Below are 16,129 nucleotides of genomic sequence, written 5' to 3'. Positions count from 1 at the left end.
GGCTCGGCCGGTGCAGTGCTCGAGCCGTCCCCGGCCATCTGATCAACCTGGAACCGGAGACCATCATGCAAGCCACGATGCGTGCCGTCTATCGCTGGATCGTCGACGAGCTGGGCGTGACGTCGATCGAATATGCGTTGCTCGCGGCGATGTTCGCCACCGCAGTGCTGGGCAGCGTCGTCACCCTGAAAGGCTCGCTTGCCGACACGTACGAGGTGATTGCAGCGGCCGTGACGGCTGCGGTCACCACCGCGCTGGCGTTGGTTTCCTGATTCGACGATTCGATCCGAGAGGTTCGCCATGTTACCTGTTGCGCCGCCTTACCCGGTCCCGTTGTGCGTGACGCTGCTCGCCGTCGCCGCGGCCAGCACGGACATCGCAACCCGCCGCATTCCGAACCGCCTCGTCGCGGTCGGGCTCGTCGGCGCGCTGGTCGCGCAGTGCATGCTGCACGGCGTCCTCGCCGGCGCACTCGGGTGGCTCGCAGGGGCAGCGACCGGCTTCGGACTGCTGTTGCCGTTCTACCTGTTGCGCGGGATGGCGGCCGGCGACGTGAAGCTGATGCTCGCGATCGGCGCATGGGTCGGGGCGGAAATGACGTTCTACATCGTGCTGGCCACGTTCCTGGCCGGCGGGATCGGCGCCATCGCGTTCGCGCTGCTGCGCGGCCGGATGCGCCAGATGTGGGCGAACGTCCGCGCGCTGATCGCGCGTCGTTCGCAGGGAGCGCACGCGGAGGCCGCCGGCGGCTCCGTGGAAATCGCATCGGTCGGCACGCTGCCGTATGGCGTGGCGATCGCGGCCGGCACGCTGGGCATGTTGTTCGTGTCGTGCGCATAGCGCGACGAACAAGCAACGAGGACGGAGCGATCATGAACACGAATCACACCGAACCGAGACGCGACGCGCAGGTGGCGCACCTGCCCGACCCGTTGCCGTCGCGGGAAGCCCATACGAAACTGGGTACGCAGTTGCCGGCCGCGCCGCGCACGCTCGAGGAAACCGGGCTGAGCATGACGTTCGTCGCCGGGCTCGTGCTGAAGTCGACGCTGATGCTCGGCCGCCCGTCGTACGGCGACCTGGTCGAGCGGCACTGCCTGCCGCTCGCGGTGCTCGACGACGTGTTTGCGTTCCTGGTGCGCGAGCATCTCGTCGAACTGACGCATCGCGGCGCGACCGATCTCGACGTGACGTTCCGCCTGACCGACGCGGGCCGCGTGCTCGCGCTGGAGGAACGGGAACGCAGCGGCTACAGCGGGCCCGCACCGGTGACGCTCGACGCGTATCTCAAATGCGTGAACGCGCATTCGGTCCGCGCGCTGCACATCGGCCAGAGCGACGTGTGGGCCGCGTTCGAAGGAATCGTGATCGACACGTCGGTGCTCGATGCGGCGGCCGCGGCGCTGAACGCGGGCCGTCCGCTGCTGATCTACGGCCCGGCCGGCAGCGGCAAGACCTTCCTCGCCGAACGGCTCGGCTCGCTGATGCACGGCCGCGTGCCGGTGCCGTACGCGATCTGCGCGGCCGGCGAAGTGATCCAGATCTACGACCCGCTCGTGCATGTCGATGCGGACGCCCAGTCCGGCGGCCGGTCGATCGATCGCCGCTGGCGCCTGTGCCGTCGGCCGGTCGTGATGTCGGGCGGCGAGCTGACGCTCGAGGAACTCGACCTGCGCCGCGATGAAGCCTCCGGCTTCTACCAGGCGCCGCCGCACATGAAAGCCAACATGGGCATGTACGTCATCGACGATCTCGGCCGCCAGCGCGTCGAGCCGCGCGACCTGCTCAATCGCTGGCTGCGTCCGCTCGACCGCGGCGTCGATTTCATGACGCTCGAATCCGGCAACCGTTTCGTGATGCCGTTCGATGTCTGGCCGGTGTTCTCGAGCAACCTGTCGCCCGAGCAGTTCTGCGACGACGCGTTCCTGCGCCGCCTCGGCTCGAAGCTGCACGTCGGCGCGATGTCGATCGACGATTACCGCGCCGTATACAACGCGGCCTGCGCATCGCTCGGACTCGTCTCGGCGAGCGATGCCTTCGACTACCTGCTGCATCGGCTGCACCTGCCGACCGGCAAGGCGTTTCTCGCGTGCTTTCCGGCGGACCTGCTGCGCCTCGTGGCCGCCGGCGCGCGTTACCGCGGCGATCCGCCCGAAGTGACGCACGACGCGCTGTACGACGCGTGGGCGAGTTATTTCGGCGCAGCGCCTGAACGGGACGGCAGCCATCCGCCGCCCGTCGAGCGCGGGGGCCGTACGTTCGTCACCGGTTGAGCGGTTTCTTTCACGATTCGTCGAGGAGCATTGCCATGAAAAACAGTCGAGCGGTCTTGATGCTGGTCGTCGCGATGGTCGCGGGTCTTGCCGCGGTCGTGTTCGCGTCCCACTGGCTGGTGCAGACATCCACGAGCTCGGTGACGCCGGTCGCGGTCGCCACCACCGACCTGAACCTGGGCGAACCGCTCGGGCCGAACCAGATCCACATGGTCAGCTGGCCGTCGGGCAGCGTGCCGACCGGCGCGTTCACCGATACGAAGGCCCTTGAAGGGCGCGTCGTGCGCACCAGCCTGTCGCGCGGCGAGCCGGTGATCGAGTCGAAGCTCGCGCCGGTCGGCACCAAGGGCGGGCTGTCCGCGGTCATCGCCGACGGCAGCCGCGCGATCACGGTGCGCGTGAACGACGTGGTCGGCGTCGCGGGCTTCGCGCTGCCGGGCAACTACGTCGACGTGATCGTCAACACGCAGGAACAGCAGGGCAAGACCGACGGGCAGAGCATCTCCAAGATCGTGCTCGAGCACATCCTCGTGCTGGCCGTCGCGCAGCAGGTCAGCCGTGACGACACCGCACCGAAGGTCGTCAACGCGGTGACGCTGGAAGTCACGCCCGACCAGGCCGAACGGCTCGACCTCGCGCGCAGCGTCGGCACGCTGTCGCTCGTGCTGCGCAACCAGGTCGACCAGAAGACGCTGAACACCGATGGCGCGACCAAGCTGACGCTGCTCGGCAAGGAACCCGTGCCCGAAGCGCCGCCGGCTCCCGCACACGTGCGGCCGGTACGCGTGCACGTCGCATCGCACGCAGCGCCGGAAGTGCGGCGCGACTGCGTCGGCGTGCTGACGGGCGTGAAGGGCAGCGTCGAGTGTTTCTGAAACAGATCAAACCAGCCAGATAAACAGATCGGCCGCCGGCCAGGCGCGGCGGCCTTGGAAGTCGATAACCGGCACGGCGCCGGTCTCTCGGGGGATCAGACGAAATGAAGATCAAACCGCAATGCACAGGTACCGGCCCACTGCGGACGCGCGTCGCACGGGGCACGATGATGGCCGCGATCCTCTGTTCGGGATGGCTGACCGTTTATGGCGCACTCGCGCAGGAAGGCGTCGAGTCGGCCGTGCTGACGAAGGGCGGCGCCAGCGCGCCGGCCGCGGTCGGCAAGGGGCCGATGCAGATGACGATCAGCATGGCGCCGGTACCGGCCGCCGCGCCCGCCGCTTCGGCAGGGCCGCTGCGCGGGCCGAACTGCGTCGGCGCCGTGCGCGAGTCGACCAGCGTCAGCGTGCCGCTCGGCAAGTCGCTGCTGGTGCCGATGCCGGAGCCGGTCCGCAATCGGACGATCGGCAATCCGGCCGTCGCGCAGGCCACGATGGTGTCGCCGCAGACGCTGTACATCCTCGGGCTCGCAGTCGGCACGACCAACATGATCGTGCAGGGCAAGAGCGGGGCGTGCCGCGTGATCGACGTCGCGGTCGGCGCGGATGCGGGCGGCCTGCAGGCGTCGCTGCTGCAACTGATGCCGAACGAGCGCGACATCCACGTGTCGACCGCGGCCGGCACGATCGTGCTGGCGGGCACCGTGTCGAGCTCGCAGGCCGCGCAGCAGGCCGTGCAGATCGCACGCGCCTACGGCGACAGCGCCGGCGATCCCGCCGCGGGCGGCAAGGGCGGCGGCGGCGTGCTGAACATGCTCAACGTCACGTCGCCGCAGCAGGTGATGCTCGAGGTGAAGGTGGCCGAGGTGTCGAAGACGCTGATCAACCAGATGGGCAGCGCGTTCAACATCCAGGGCGGGTTCGGTTCGTGGAGCGGCGCGCTGGTCAGCAACCTGCTCGCGGGCGTCGCCAGCGGGGCCGTCTTCAACAAGGCGAACAACAAGCCGTTCAGCATCTCGGCCGACGCGCAGAACACCGACAACCTCGTCAAGATCCTCGCGGAGCCGAATCTCGTGACGATCAGCGGCCAGGAGGCGACCTTCCTCGCGGGCGGCAAGATCTTCATCCCGATCCCGCAAAGCAGCGGCAACGGCACGTCGTCGATCACGCTGCAGGAAGAGGAGTTCGGCGTCGCGCTGAAGTTCACGCCGACGGTGCTCTCGAACGGCCGGATCAGCCTGAAGGTCGCGCCGGAAGTGTCGGAGCTGTCGCAGACGGGCGTCACGCTGAGCGCGACCAACATCGGCGGCACGTCGATCCTGCCGCTGATCACGACACGACGCGCGTCGACGACGGTGCAGATGGGCGACGGCGAATCGTTCGCGATCGGCGGGCTGATCAAGGACAACGCGACCGGTGCGCTGAAGGCGATCCCGGGTGTCGGCGAAGTGCCGGTGCTCGGCGCGCTGTTCCGCAGCACGTCGTTCCAGCAGGACCGCACCGAGCTGATCTTCCTGATCACGCCGCACCTGGTGAAGCCGCTGCAGACCGCGGACGTCGCACTGCCGACCGACAGCTTCTCGAAGCCGAACGAAGTCGACGTGTATGCGACCGGCAACATGGAAGGCCGCGGCGGGGTTCGCAAGGCAGGCGCGCAACCCGCGAACGGCGCAGCAGCCGCACCGCAGGCACCGGCCCAGGCGCCGGCCCCCGCACCGGCGCCGCAATCGGAAGCGCCCGTCGGCCCGGCCGCCGCGCTGCCCGCACCGCGCGCGCCGCAAGGCACCGATGCGCAACCGCCGGTGCTGGCCGAGCCGCAGAAGGTGCCCGCGCCGGTGGTCGCCACCGCACCGCTGTCCGACACGTCGAACGCGGCCCGCATCGCGCACATCGAGGCCACCGCCGCGCGTCTCGCGGCGGCCGGCCCCGACGCGCCGGCCCGGCCGGCGGCGCGGCTCAACCACCGGATCCCGGCAGCAGCGCGGGCGCAGGTTGCGCACGTGAGCGCGGCCCCCGAGTCCACCGATCGTTGAAACCAGTCAAGGGGACACTCATGAAAACCGCCTACCTCGTATTCGTGCGCCGCGCGGCGCTCGCCGTCCCGCTCGCGTTCGCGCTTGCCGGCTGCATGTCGTCGACACCGGTGTGGGACAGCCGCTTCGGCGACTCGGTCCGCACCGTGATGCAGGCCCAGATCATCGATCCGCATGCCGGCGAACACGCGGCCTCGGCGTCGTCGTCGGGCGTCGACGGCGGCGCCGCCGCGGCCGCGCTCGACAACTACGACAAGTCGTTCAAGCAGACCGTGCCGCCCGCCAATGCGTTCGTGATCGGCATCGGCAAGGCCACCCAGTAACGACGGCACGCTCAGGGAGAACGCCATGAACAGCGCAGCTCGCCATCCGAAAGTCACGCGTCGCGGCCTGCATCGGCAGCGCGGTGCCGTCGCGATCATCGTCGGTCTCGCACTGGCGGTGATGATCGGGTTCGTCGGTCTCGCGCTGGATCTCGGCAAGCTGTACGTCACGCGCAGCGAACTGCAGAACAGCGCCGATGCGTGCGCGCTGTCGGCTGCGCGTGACCTGACCTCGGCCATCAGCCTGTCGGTAGCCGAGGCCGACGGCATCGCCGCCGGCCACCTGAATTTCGTGTTTTTCCAGAACAACGCGGTGCAGTTGTCGACGAACGCGAACGTCACGTTCAGCGATTCGCTGTCCAACGCGTTCCTGACGAAGAATTCGGTCACGACGCCGGCGAACATCAAGTACGTGCAGTGCACGACGAAGCTGAGCAACATCGCGCACTGGTTCATCGAGGTGCTGAACGTGCTGCCCGGCACGAAGCTCGCGAACGCCGCGGAAGTGTCGGCGAGCGCGATCGCAACCGTCGGCGGCGGGCAGACGACCTGCGCGATTCCGGTGTTCGTGTGCCGCACGACGGGCTCGCCGTCGTACAACGTCGGTGACTGGATCACGTCGCCGTCCGGTTCGTCGTCGACCTACGGGCCCGGCAACTTCGGCTGGGCGGCGCTCGACGGCTCGACGAACGAAACCACCCTGGCCGGCGAGCTGTCGGGCAACACCTGCAACATCACGAGCCCGCCGGACCTCAGCACGACGGGCTTGAAGTCGGCATCGCTGCGTGCCTGGAATACGCGCTTCGGCATCTACACGAACGGCGCGAACGGCTCGAGCGGCCAGCCCGACTTCACCGGTTATGCCTACGTCGGGCCGAACTACGGGCCGCCGGGAACGGCGGGCATCAAGGGTGACGCCTATACGCAGTTCGTCACCGACCGCGCGAATTTCAAGCCGTACCAGGGCGATGGCGCGCCGCCTTCGGGCAGCGGGATTTCCACCAACGGCACGGTGACGGCGAGCAACTACCAGACCTACGGTGGCGACCGCCGCGTTGCGCTCGCGCCGGAGGGCGACTGCTCGACGCTGAAGGGCAACAGCGGCAAGGTGCACGTCACGCAATGGGATTGCGTGCTGATGCTCGATCCGCTTCCGTTCAGCGCCGGCAGCGGTGCTGTCGTGGCGCACCTCGAATACCTCGGCTCGTCGGTGTCGGGCAACAATCCGTGCGCGACGCACGGCCTGCCCGGCAGCGGCAGCGCATCGGGGACCCAGGTTCCGATGCTCGTTCAATAGCGGAGAGACGATCATGAAAAAGCCGCCGTTTCGCCGTTCGCGCACCCGTGGCGTCGCCGCCGTCGAGTTCGCGCTCGTGCTGATACCGATGGTCACGCTCGCGACCGGCGTGGCCGAGTTCGGCCGCATGATCTACCAGTACGAGACGCTGACCAAGGCCACGCGGGATGCGGCGCGCTACCTGTCGGTCTGGCTGCCGACCGACAGCGCGTATCCGGTGTCGCAGGCGCAATGTCTCGTCGTCTACGGCAGCACGACGTGCGGTTCGTCGGGCACCGAGCTGGTGCCCGGGCTCAAGACATCGATGGTGACCATCTGCGACGCGCAGCGCACGACCGGCTGCAGCGACGCGTCCGATCCGACGCAGTTCGCGAACCTGCCGACCTACGACTCGAACAACAACGCGGCAGGCGGTACGGCGACGGGCGCAATCAACGTCGTCGAAGTGAAGATCACGGGCTACAAGTACCAGCCGATTCCCGCGTACCCGTGGCTGCCGTCGATCACCTTCAACAACATCGTCACCGTGATGAGGCAAGTGTCATGAACGCGCGCAACGCTTCCCCGTCTCGCCGGCGCGCCCAACGTGGCGCGACGATCGTCGAGTTCGCGCTGATTGCGTCGGTGCTGATCATGCTGCTGATCGGCATCTTCGAATTCGGCCGCGTGCTGTTCTACTGGAACACCGCGAGCGAAGCCGTGCGTCTCGGCGCACGCACGGCGGTGGTCTGCGACGTGAATGCCGCCGGCGTCGCGAAGCGCGTGACGGCGCTGCTGCCGCTGCTGTCGAACGCGAACGTGTCGGTGAACTACTCGCCGACGAACTGCGACGTGAACTCGTGCGCGTTCGTGACCGTCAGCGTCACGAACGTCACGGTCAAGACGATGATCCCGTTCGTGAATGTCACGGTCACGATGCCGCCCTTCACGACGACGCTGCCGCGCGAAAGCCTGACCTCCGCGACCGGCGGCGCCAACTGCAACTGATCGAACAAACGAGGCACACGACATGATCAACATCCTCGTAGCTTCCGACGATACCGCGCGGCTCACGCAGATCGCGCGTCTCGTGGCCGACTGCGGACGCTATCGCGCGACGCGCGCGACCGGCCGCCCGTCGCAGATCGAACATCGCACCGACGGGCTCGACGCGTTCGACATCCTGCTGGTCGACGGCACGTCGCTCGACCCGTCGGAGCTGTCGGCGATCGAGCGCATCTGCCGCGCGCACGCGAACCTGACCTGCATCCTGTTGACGGCCGACACGTCGCCGCACGTGCTGCTCGACGCGATGCGCGCCGGTGCGCGCGACGTGCTGCAGTGGCCGCTCGATCCGCAGGCGCTCGGCAATGCGCTCGACCGGGCGGCCGCGCAAAGTACGCGGCGCGACACCGACGATACGCGGATCGTGTCGTTCATGTCGTGCAAGGGCGGGGCCGGCACGAGCTTCGCGGCGAGCAACGTCGCGTTCGAGATCGCCGAGGGCTTCAAGCGCCGCGTGCTGCTGATCGACCTGAACCAGCAGTTCGCCGACGCGGCATTCCTCGTCAGCGACGAAACCCCGCCGTCGACGCTGCCGCAGCTTTGCGCGCAGATCGAGCGGCTCGACAGCGCGTTCCTCGACGCGAGCGTCGCGCACGTGACCGAGCACTTCCACGTGCTCGCGGGCGCAGGCGACCCGGTCAAGGCCGCCGAAATGCGCGAGGACGCGCTCGAATGGATCCTCGGCGTCGCGGCGCCGCGCTACGACTTCGTGATCTTCGACGTCGGCGTCGGCATCAATCCGCTGACGATGGTCGCGCTGGATCGCAGCGACCAGATCCAGCTCGTGCTGCAGCCCGCGATGCCGCACGTGCGCGCCGGCCGCCGGCTGCTGGAGATACTCGTGTCGCTCGGCTACTCGACCGACCAGTTGCGCCTGATCGTGAACCGCGCGACGCGCGCGAGCGACCGGACCCGCACCGCGCTCGAGGAAGTGCTCGGCCTGCAGGCCACGTGCACGATTCCCGACGACGCCGAGACCGTGCTCGAAGCGATCAACCAGGGCCATCCGGTGTCGCGGCTCGCGCGCGGCACGGCCGTCGTACGTGCATTGCAGGCGTGCGCAAAACAACTCGTCGACGGCGAAGTACGCGCGGGACACGGCGCGAAGCCGAGCGAACCGCTGATGTCCCGGCTGTTCGGCCGCAAGGCCACGCCGAAGCTCAAGTCCATGTAAATTTTTCGGGGAACCATCATGTCACTGCGCGAACAGATGTCCTTGCACCGGGCCCAGCCGCTTTCGGCGGGCAGCGAACCGGCCGGCCCGGCCCATTCGTCGGTGCGCGACGCGTACCAGAAGCTGCGCCGCGAAATTCACCTGACCGTGCTCGAGCGCGTCGAGCTCGAACGCCTGTCGCGGATGCCGCAGGATCAGGTCCGCATGGAAATCGGCGCGCTGATCGCGCGCATCCTCGACGAGGAGCGGCTGCCCGCGAACGACATCGAGCGCCGGCAGCTCGCGATCGACGTGTACGACGAGATGTTCGGTTTCGGCCCGCTCGAAGCGCTGCTGCGCGATCCCGGGATCTCCGACATCCTCGTGAACACGTATCGGCAGGTCTACGTCGAACGGTGCGGCCAGCTCGAGCTGACCGACGTGACGTTCTACGACGACGCGCACCTGATGAAGGTAATCGAGAAGATCGTGTCGCGCGTCGGGCGCCGCATCGACGAATCGAGCCCGATGGTCGATGCGCGGCTGCCGGACGGCTCGCGCGTGAACGCGATCATCCCGCCGTCCGCGATCGACGGGCCGCTGATGTCGATCCGGCGTTTCGCGGTCAATCCGCTGAAGATGGACGACCTGGTGCGCTTCCACAGCCTGACGCCGCCGATGGCCGAGCTGCTCGACGCACTGTCGCGCGCGAAGGTGAACGTGCTCGTGTCGGGCGGCACCGGCAGCGGCAAGACGACGCTGCTCAATATCCTGTCCGGCTACATTCCGCGCAACGAGCGGATCGTGACGATCGAGGACGCCGCCGAACTGCAACTCCAGCAGCCGCATGTGCTGCGGCTCGAAACGCGCCCGCCGAACATCGAAGGCAAGGGCGAGATCACGCAGCGCACGCTGGTGCGCAACGCGCTGCGGATGCGGCCCGACCGGATCATCCTCGGCGAAGTGCGCGGCGCCGAAGCGCTCGACATGCTCAACGCGATGAACACCGGCCACGAAGGCTCGCTCGCGACGATCCACGCGAACACGCCGCGCGATGCGCTGACGCGGCTCGAGAACATGATCAGCGTCTCCGGGCTGTCACTGCCGCCGAAGACGATGCGCCAGCAGATCGCGTCGGCGATCTCGGTGGTCGTGCAGGCCGCGCGGCTGACGGACGGCAAGCGCAAGATCGTCAGCATCCAGGAACTGACCGGGATGGAAGGCGACATCATCAACATGCAGGAGATCTTCACGTTCAAGCGTACGGGCGTGGACCGCGACGGCTCGGTACGCGGCCACTTCTGCGCGACCGGCGTGCGGCCGAAGTTCGTCGAGCGGCTGCAGGCGTTCGGCATCAACCTGCCGGATTCGCTTTACGACCCGTCCCAGCGGTACGAGACGGACTGACGACAGGGCGCGTTTGCTGCCGGGGAGGCTTCATGAACACGATCTTTTACGGTTTTGTGATTCTCACCTTCGTCGCGGTCGTGCTGACGATCGAAGGGGGGTATCAGTGGTGGAACGCACGGCACGGCTCCGCCGCGCGCCGGATCGAATCGCGCATTCGCTCGATGTCGGCCGGCGGCAACGTGCAGCAGGAGCGGCTGTCGATCCTGAAGAAGCGGATGCTCGACGAATCGAAGCCGTTCGACCGGCTGCTGCTGCGCGTGCCGCGCGTGCACCGGCTCGATCTCGTGATCCAGCAATCGGGCCTCGACTGGACGCTGCCGAAGCTGATCGTGCTCAGCGCGGTGTTCGCGGCGTTCGCGTGGCTCGCGATGAGCTTCGCCACACGCATGCCGCTCGCCGCGCTGCCGGTCGCGCTGTTTGCCGGCTTCCTGCCGCTGATGTACGTGATGCGCTGCCGCGGCCGCCGGATGCGCAAGCTGGAGCGGCAGTTGCCGGACATCTGCGACATGATCGCGCGCGCGCTGCGTTCCGGTCATTCGTTCACGAGCACGCTCGGGATGGTCGGCGACGAGTTTCCCGACCCGATGGGCGGCGAATTCCGCGTCACGTTCGACGAGGTCAACTACGGCGTGTCGCTGCATGACGCGCTGATGAACCTCGCCACGCGCGTGCCGGTGCAGGACCTGCGCTATTTCGTGATCGCGGTGCTGATCCAGCGCGAGACGGGCGGCAACCTGGCCGAACTGCTCGACAGCATCGCCGCGCTGATCCGCGAGCGCTTCAAGCTGTTCGACAAGGTGCGCGTGCTGTCGGCGGAAGGGCGGTTGTCCGCGTGGATTCTCGGGCTGCTGCCGTTCGGTACCGCCGCGGTGATGGCGGTGCTGAACCGCGAGTTCCTGTCGGTGCTCTGGGAGGATCCGGCCGGGATCCGGATGGTCGGCACGATGCTCGTGTCGATGGCGTTCGGCCTGTTCTGGATCCGCCGCATTGTCCGCATTCGCGTCTGACGCGCGAGTCGAATAACGAACCGTAGCGAGGCTGTCATGCAAAACCTGAGCGTGGTCCAGGCCGTGATGCTGGGCGGCTTGTTCATCTTCGTAGCCGGCGGTGTGCTCGTCGGGATGCTGCTGTTCGCGCCGCGCAGCATCCAGCGCCGGATTCAGCAGGCCGGCGGTGCCGGTGCGGGCGCCGTCGCGGGCACGGGCACGGGTGGCGACGACGACCTGACGTCGCGCTGGGTCGCGAAGCTGGTCGAGCTGTCCACCCCGATCTCGAAGCTGTCGGTGCCGAAGGACGGCTGGGAGAATTCACCGCTGCGCATCCGGCTCATGAATGCCGGCTGGCGCAACCAGAGCGCGGCCGCGCTGTATTTCACCGCGAAGACGATGCTGGCGCTCGCGTTGCCGTGCGCGGCGCTGCTGGTGCTGATCACAACCTCGCTCGGCGACGAGCGCGCGTTGCTGTCGGTCATCCTCGTGGTGCTCGCCTGTATCGGCTACTACATCCCGAACATCGTGCTGTCGCAGCGGGTCAAGGTGCGCCAGCAAAAGATCTTCGAGGATTTTCCGGATGCGCTCGACCTGCTGACGGTATGCGTCGAAGCGGGGCTCGGGCTCGATGCGGCGCTGATGAAGGTGAGCGAGGAACTGCGCTTCAGCAGCGAGGTGGTCGCGAGCGAACTCGACTTGCTGCTGCTCGAGATGCGCTCCGGCTTCACGAAGGAAACCGCGCTGCGCAATCTCGCACTGCGCACCGGCGTGGAAGACATCGAGTCGTTCTGCGCGATGCTGATCCAGGCCGATCGCTTCGGCACGAGCATCAGCGAATCGCTGCGCGTGCTGTCGGACATGCTGCGCACGCGGCGGCGCATGCGCGCCGAGGAGCGGGCCGCCAAGATCGCGCTGAAGCTGCTGTTTCCGCTGATCTTCTGCATCTTCCCCGCGCTGATGCTGGTGCTGCTCGGACCGGCGATGATCCACGTCTATCGCGTGCTGCTGCCGACGTTCGTGGGCATCGCGCAGTGAGCGGCGAGCCGGCGTGACGCCGGGCTCGCCGTAAGGAATGAACGTGCCGGCCCGACTCACCCGCCGGCCGGCACGGCAACAGGCTTCATGGAGGCTCCCTCCCCAGGCGGCGCCGCGAGACAGGTTGACCATAGCGGCGTCAATGCATCCTGGACCCATGGTTGGCCATGGAACAAGCCGTAGTCCACCGCCTTTCCGGCTGCCCCCTACTGCTAACCCGAAGGCCGTTGCCGGCATGACGCCCGCACGGTTCGAGGCGATGGAAAAGGGATCGAATGCCCGCCGCCGGATCAAACCGGCAGCCCTCATGCGCGGGATGATTCATCGCGCTGCCGATTGCGATTGCCTTGCGTTCGTTTCGCGCGCGATCCGACGGGCGGCTTCACGCCGCCGGTGCAGGCAGGGAAACAAGCCGCCATCACCGCCTTCACCGCCTCACGGCCGCCCCTCGCTCGGCACTTCCGCCGCCTTGTTGAGCTCGCCCATGACGATCTGCGCGATCACGTTGGCCGGTGCCCGGCCGTCGGGCGCGGCAGCGGTGGTCGCCCACGTGACGATCGTCGTTTTCGTCGCCGGGTCGTAGCCCATGAAGGTATTGAAGCCCGGTATTTCGCCCGTGTGGCCGTAGAACGTGCCGAACTTCGCCAAACCCATGCAGTAGCTAGCCGACATCGGGTCGGACGCATCGATTGGCGTACAGCTGGCGAGCCGCTGCGCCTGCAGGTCGGCGCTCAGGTAGCCGCCGCCGACCATCCGCTGCACGTAGGCGGCCAGTTCGGTCACCGTCGAAATGCCGGAGCCGGCCGTCCACGCCCACGACGTGTTGACACCGGTCACGTCGGTCGGCTGCAGCGTGCCGTTCTTCGCTTCCGCCTGGCGTTCGGGCGACAGCGCGTCGCTGTTGGTCGTCTCCGCATTGGTGCCCCATTGATAGCCGTGCGGCGCGGGCGCCGGCAGCGCCGTATTCGCCTGCGGCGGGAGAAACGTATTGCTCAGGCCGAGCGGCGCGAACAGGCGCGCGTTCATCGCGTCGGCCGCGCTCATGCCGGTGAGTTGCTCGATGATGAGCCCGAGCAGTACCGTGTTGGTGTTCGAGTAGCGGAAATCGGCGCCCGGCGCGAAATAGACCGGCTGGCCTTCGGCGATGTTCAGCAGTTCCGCCGTGGTCCAGACCTTGTCCGGCTGCGCATCGAGCGTCTGGTTGAACGCGAGGCTGGTCGAGTAGTTGTAGAGGCCGCTGCGCATCCTCAGCAACTGCTCGATCGTGATCGTATTGCCGTTGGGCACGTTGGCGACGAACTTGTCGACGGTGTCGCCCAGGCTCAGCCTGCCTTCCTGCACGAGTTGCAGGATCACCGTGCCGGTCCACGTCTTCGTGATGCTGCCGACGCGAAAGTGCGCGTCGGTCGGGATCGGCGTGTTCGTGCCGCGCACGGCCGTGCCGAACGATTCGAGCCAGTTGCCCTGCGGCGACTGCACGTAGACGACCGCGCCGGCCGTCATCGTGTCCGACAGCAGTGCATTGATCTGCGGGCGCGCCGCGTTCGCGAACGCGGGCCCGCCCGATGCGGGCGAGCTGTCGCCGCCGCATGCGGACACCGTGAGCCCGATGACGACGGCCGGTGCGACGGCAACCATGCGCCGCACCAGCCGTTTCGCCGCGCGCGGCACGCACCGGAAGGTTGCTGAAGTAGCCATGGCGCGGTCCCTCCGGGTTCGTGACGAACTTCTTTCCTGCCTTCTCCAAAAACTATAGGACAGGCGCGTCCCGGCCGGCAGCGCGCGTTGCCGCCGGCCCGATTCGTCGGCGGAAAGCGATCCGGCCGGTTCGCGGGGTTCCGCAATCGCCACGGGATCACGCCGATGGGTTTCGTGCGGCAGTTGCGGCTGCAACATGTGCGCGAGGAACTGCTGGCCGACCAGACATCGGGGCTCGCATCGGTGACGGACATCGCGCTGAAATGGGGCTTCGCGCACCTCGGGCGGTTCGCGATCGAGTACAAGCGGGCGTTCGGCGAATCGCCGTCGGCGACGCTGAGGATGCGGCGCGTGCGCGGGTGACGGGCGACGCGATGGGTCGGCCGCTCGCTTGCGCGGCCACGCCGCACATTCGACATCGTTGCCGGGATCATCGACAATCCGTCGTGCACACCGCGCCCGTCGGCGCGACGCCCCCGGGAGAATCTTCAATGACTGGCCTATCCATCCGGCCCGCCAGGATCGACGATGCGCAGGCGATCGCCGATTTTCATGTCAAGGTCTGGCGGCATACCTATCGGGATCTCGCACCGGCGCAAGCGCACGCCGTTCTCGACGAACGCTATCGCCGCAAACAATGGAAGGAAAAGCTGTCGTCGAGCGACGGGAACCAGCTTGTGCTCGTTGCGGAGATCGACAACACGATCGTCGGCATCGGAGCCGCCGGCGCGCCGTCCGAACCGATCTTCAACGGCCGTGGCGAGATCAAGTTCCTGTATGTCGATCCCGGATTCAAGCGTCGCGGCATCGGCCGCGAGTTGCTCGCCCGGCTCGCCACGCATTTGAGCCGGTTGCGGTATCAGGGGGCCGCGTTGAGTGTCGTCGACGGCAACGACGCGGCGATCGCGTTTTATGCGGCGCTGGATGGTCGGCCAGCCGGCGAATACATCGATCCGGGGCCGGTCTGGCGATCGCACAACATCGTCATGGTGTGGGACGACCTCGCGCGCCTCGGTGCCTGAGCAGGCCCCGCGCGGCGCGGCGCTTCACGCGAGGCACGCCCGCAGCCAGGACGTGAACGCGGTCACGAGCGGCGACTCGGCCAGCTCATGACGCGTGACGAGATAGTACGCGTGGCGTGACGGCACGGTTGCGCTGAACGGCCGCACGAGCGTGCCGTCGATCAGGTCGTCGCGCACCGACAGGCTGTCGCCGAGCGCGACGCCTTGCCCGTGTACCGCGGCTTCGACGCCGATGTGCGCGTTGCCGATTTCGAGAATGCGGATGCCCGGCAGCCTGTCGGCGTTCGCCTCCGCCAGCCACCGCGTCCACGAGCCCGCATGCTCGCAGAACAGCGTGCGTCCCGCGAGATCCTGCACCTTGCGGATCGCATCGGGCCCGTTCATCAACGCCGGGCTCACGACCGGAAACAGCGCCGGATGCTCGAGCAGTTCGACGCGCCGGTTGCGCCAGTTGCCCTCTCCGTAGCGAATGCAGACGTCGACGTCCGGCGAATAGATTTCGCGATCGTCGTTCGACGGAATCACTTTCAGATGGATACCCGGATAACGCTCCAGAAAATCGCCGATGTGCCGGGCGAGCCAGCGCGACGTGAGCGACAGCGGCGTCGACACGACGAGATCGCCGGCGGCGGCCGGCGAATCGAGCCTGACGGTGGCGTTCGCGATCATGTCGAACGCGGTGCCGACCGGCTCCAGCAGCGCCTCGCCTTCGGGCGTGAGCTTCACGCGGGCCTTTGATCGGACGAATAGCGCGACGCCGAGCGTGTTCTCGAGAATGCGGATCTGGTGGCTGACCGCGCTCGCCGTTACGTGCAGTTCGTCGGCGGCGGCCGACACGGTGCCGCACCGGGCGGCGGCTTCGAACGCGCGGAGCGGGTTCAGCGGGGGCAGGCGGTTGCGCATCGGCGGGGCGTGTCGCAGGCGACGGTGCTGAGAAAAATTTCATTAAAACGGATTCAATTTCTCGCTACAACAAA

The 16,129-nt window shown here is 67.5% G+C and carries 16 protein-coding genes and 1 pseudogene; 15 read left to right on the top strand and 2 right to left on the bottom strand.

The annotated features are described in order from the left end of the window. Positions 1-65: 65 nt before the first annotated feature. The 13 genes from HWX87_RS06995 (at position 66) to HWX87_RS06935 (ending at position 12,432) form a co-directional block, all read left to right on the top strand. Entirely contained in the window at positions 66-272 is a 207-nt protein-coding gene (locus HWX87_RS06995; RefSeq protein WP_176046445.1) for a Flp family type IVb pilin, read from the top strand. 28 nt (positions 273-300) lie between these two features. Beyond that, a complete protein-coding gene (locus HWX87_RS06990; RefSeq protein ID WP_176046444.1) occupies positions 301-840 on the top strand; it encodes a prepilin peptidase in 540 nt (179 codons plus the stop codon). 32 nt (positions 841-872) lie between these two features. Next, positions 873-2,273 (top strand): ATP-binding protein, encoded by a 1,401-nt coding sequence (locus tag HWX87_RS06985; protein ID WP_176046443.1) that lies wholly within the window; start codon positions 873-875, stop codon positions 2,271-2,273. Between the two features lie 35 nt (positions 2,274-2,308). Further along, a complete protein-coding gene (cpaB, locus tag HWX87_RS06980; protein ID WP_176046442.1) occupies positions 2,309-3,148 on the top strand; it encodes a Flp pilus assembly protein CpaB in 840 nt (279 codons plus the stop codon). Between the two features lie 104 nt (positions 3,149-3,252). Beyond that, a complete protein-coding gene (locus tag HWX87_RS06975; protein WP_176046441.1) occupies positions 3,253-5,181 on the top strand; it encodes a type II and III secretion system protein family protein in 1,929 nt (642 codons plus the stop codon). A 20-nt stretch (positions 5,182-5,201) separates the two neighbouring features. Next, positions 5,202-5,504, top strand: coding sequence for a hypothetical protein (locus tag HWX87_RS06970; protein ID WP_176046440.1), 303 nt, complete (start codon positions 5,202-5,204; stop codon positions 5,502-5,504). A 25-nt stretch (positions 5,505-5,529) separates the two neighbouring features. Beyond that, positions 5,530-6,801, top strand: coding sequence for a TadE/TadG family type IV pilus assembly protein (locus HWX87_RS06965; protein WP_176046439.1), 1,272 nt, complete (start codon positions 5,530-5,532; stop codon positions 6,799-6,801). A 13-nt stretch (positions 6,802-6,814) separates the two neighbouring features. Continuing rightward, the gene (locus tag HWX87_RS06960; protein WP_176046438.1) at positions 6,815-7,348 is read left to right on the top strand and encodes a TadE/TadG family type IV pilus assembly protein; all 534 of its coding nucleotides are present in this window, start codon (positions 6,815-6,817) and stop codon (positions 7,346-7,348) included. After that, positions 7,345-7,788: a TadE family protein gene (locus HWX87_RS06955; RefSeq protein WP_176046437.1), complete on the top strand. Its 444-nt coding sequence runs from the start codon at positions 7,345-7,347 to the stop codon at positions 7,786-7,788. The genes HWX87_RS06960 and HWX87_RS06955 overlap by 4 nt, the downstream gene beginning before the upstream one ends. Positions 7,789-7,810: 22 nt before the next feature. Beyond that, positions 7,811-9,019 (top strand): AAA family ATPase, encoded by a 1,209-nt coding sequence (locus HWX87_RS06950; RefSeq protein ID WP_176046436.1) that lies wholly within the window; start codon positions 7,811-7,813, stop codon positions 9,017-9,019. A gap of 18 nt (positions 9,020-9,037) precedes the next feature. Continuing rightward, positions 9,038-10,405, top strand: coding sequence for a CpaF family protein (locus HWX87_RS06945; RefSeq protein ID WP_176046435.1), 1,368 nt, complete (start codon positions 9,038-9,040; stop codon positions 10,403-10,405). Positions 10,406-10,437: 32 nt separating this feature from the next. Then, positions 10,438-11,415, top strand: coding sequence for a type II secretion system F family protein (locus tag HWX87_RS06940; protein WP_176046434.1), 978 nt, complete (start codon positions 10,438-10,440; stop codon positions 11,413-11,415). 36 nt (positions 11,416-11,451) lie between these two features. Further along, complete coding sequence (locus HWX87_RS06935) at positions 11,452-12,432, top strand: type II secretion system F family protein (protein WP_176046433.1); 981 nt, start codon at positions 11,452-11,454, stop codon at positions 12,430-12,432. A gap of 435 nt (positions 12,433-12,867) precedes the next feature. On the opposite strand, the gene HWX87_RS06930 is transcribed toward HWX87_RS06935, so the two are convergent. After that, positions 12,868-14,130 (bottom strand): serine hydrolase domain-containing protein, encoded by a 1,263-nt coding sequence (locus HWX87_RS06930; RefSeq protein ID WP_176046432.1) that lies wholly within the window; start codon positions 14,128-14,130, stop codon positions 12,868-12,870. Between the two features lie 129 nt (positions 14,131-14,259). Here HWX87_RS06930 and HWX87_RS06925 point away from each other — a divergent pair. Together HWX87_RS06925 and HWX87_RS06920 are read left to right on the top strand one after the other, a co-directional pair. Further along, a pseudogene (locus HWX87_RS06925) lies at positions 14,260-14,493 on the top strand (helix-turn-helix domain-containing protein); the annotation flags it as partial. A gap of 83 nt (positions 14,494-14,576) precedes the next feature. After that, positions 14,577-15,152 carry a GNAT family N-acetyltransferase gene (locus tag HWX87_RS06920; RefSeq protein ID WP_244137617.1) on the top strand — a complete coding sequence of 192 codons (576 nt, stop codon included), beginning with the start codon at positions 14,577-14,579 and terminating at the stop codon, positions 15,150-15,152. Positions 15,153-15,176: 24 nt separating this feature from the next. Here HWX87_RS06920 and HWX87_RS06915 read toward each other — a convergent pair whose 3' ends face one another. Beyond that, positions 15,177-16,055, bottom strand: coding sequence for a LysR substrate-binding domain-containing protein (locus HWX87_RS06915; protein WP_176046431.1), 879 nt, complete (start codon positions 16,053-16,055; stop codon positions 15,177-15,179). Positions 16,056-16,129 lie beyond the last annotated feature (74 nt).

It is taken from the genome of Burkholderia sp. BCC1644 (genome assembly GCF_902833225.1).
Taxonomy (GTDB): Bacteria; Pseudomonadota; Gammaproteobacteria; order Burkholderiales; family Burkholderiaceae; genus Burkholderia.
This window is presented reverse-complemented; position numbering and strand designations above follow the sequence as displayed.

Bases quoted from the DNA above. Each gene is read 5' to 3' on its own strand.
- HWX87_RS06955 (WP_176046437.1), top strand. From the start codon at position 7,345: ATGAACGCGCGCAACGCTTCCCCGTCTCGCCGGCGCGCCCAACGTGGC.
- HWX87_RS06935 (WP_176046433.1), top strand. From the start codon at position 11,452: ATGCAAAACCTGAGCGTGGTCCAGGCCGTGATGCTGGGCGGCTTGTTC.
- HWX87_RS06945 (WP_176046435.1), top strand. From the start codon at position 9,038: ATGTCACTGCGCGAACAGATGTCCTTGCACCGGGCCCAGCCGCTTTCG.
- HWX87_RS06950 (WP_176046436.1), top strand. From the start codon at position 7,811: ATGATCAACATCCTCGTAGCTTCCGACGATACCGCGCGGCTCACGCAG.
- HWX87_RS06985 (WP_176046443.1), top strand. From the start codon at position 873: ATGAACACGAATCACACCGAACCGAGACGCGACGCGCAGGTGGCGCAC.
- cpaB (WP_176046442.1), top strand. From the start codon at position 2,309: ATGAAAAACAGTCGAGCGGTCTTGATGCTGGTCGTCGCGATGGTCGCG.
- HWX87_RS06915 (WP_176046431.1), bottom strand. From the start codon at position 16,055: ATGCGCAACCGCCTGCCCCCGCTGAACCCGCTCCGCGCGTTCGAAGCC.
- HWX87_RS06990 (WP_176046444.1), top strand. From the start codon at position 301: ATGTTACCTGTTGCGCCGCCTTACCCGGTCCCGTTGTGCGTGACGCTG.
- HWX87_RS06995 (WP_176046445.1), top strand. From the start codon at position 66: ATGCAAGCCACGATGCGTGCCGTCTATCGCTGGATCGTCGACGAGCTG.
- HWX87_RS06975 (WP_176046441.1), top strand. From the start codon at position 3,253: ATGAAGATCAAACCGCAATGCACAGGTACCGGCCCACTGCGGACGCGC.
- HWX87_RS06960 (WP_176046438.1), top strand. From the start codon at position 6,815: ATGAAAAAGCCGCCGTTTCGCCGTTCGCGCACCCGTGGCGTCGCCGCC.
- HWX87_RS06940 (WP_176046434.1), top strand. From the start codon at position 10,438: ATGAACACGATCTTTTACGGTTTTGTGATTCTCACCTTCGTCGCGGTC.
- HWX87_RS06965 (WP_176046439.1), top strand. From the start codon at position 5,530: ATGAACAGCGCAGCTCGCCATCCGAAAGTCACGCGTCGCGGCCTGCAT.
- HWX87_RS06970 (WP_176046440.1), top strand. From the start codon at position 5,202: ATGAAAACCGCCTACCTCGTATTCGTGCGCCGCGCGGCGCTCGCCGTC.
- HWX87_RS06930 (WP_176046432.1), bottom strand. From the start codon at position 14,130: ATGGCTACTTCAGCAACCTTCCGGTGCGTGCCGCGCGCGGCGAAACGG.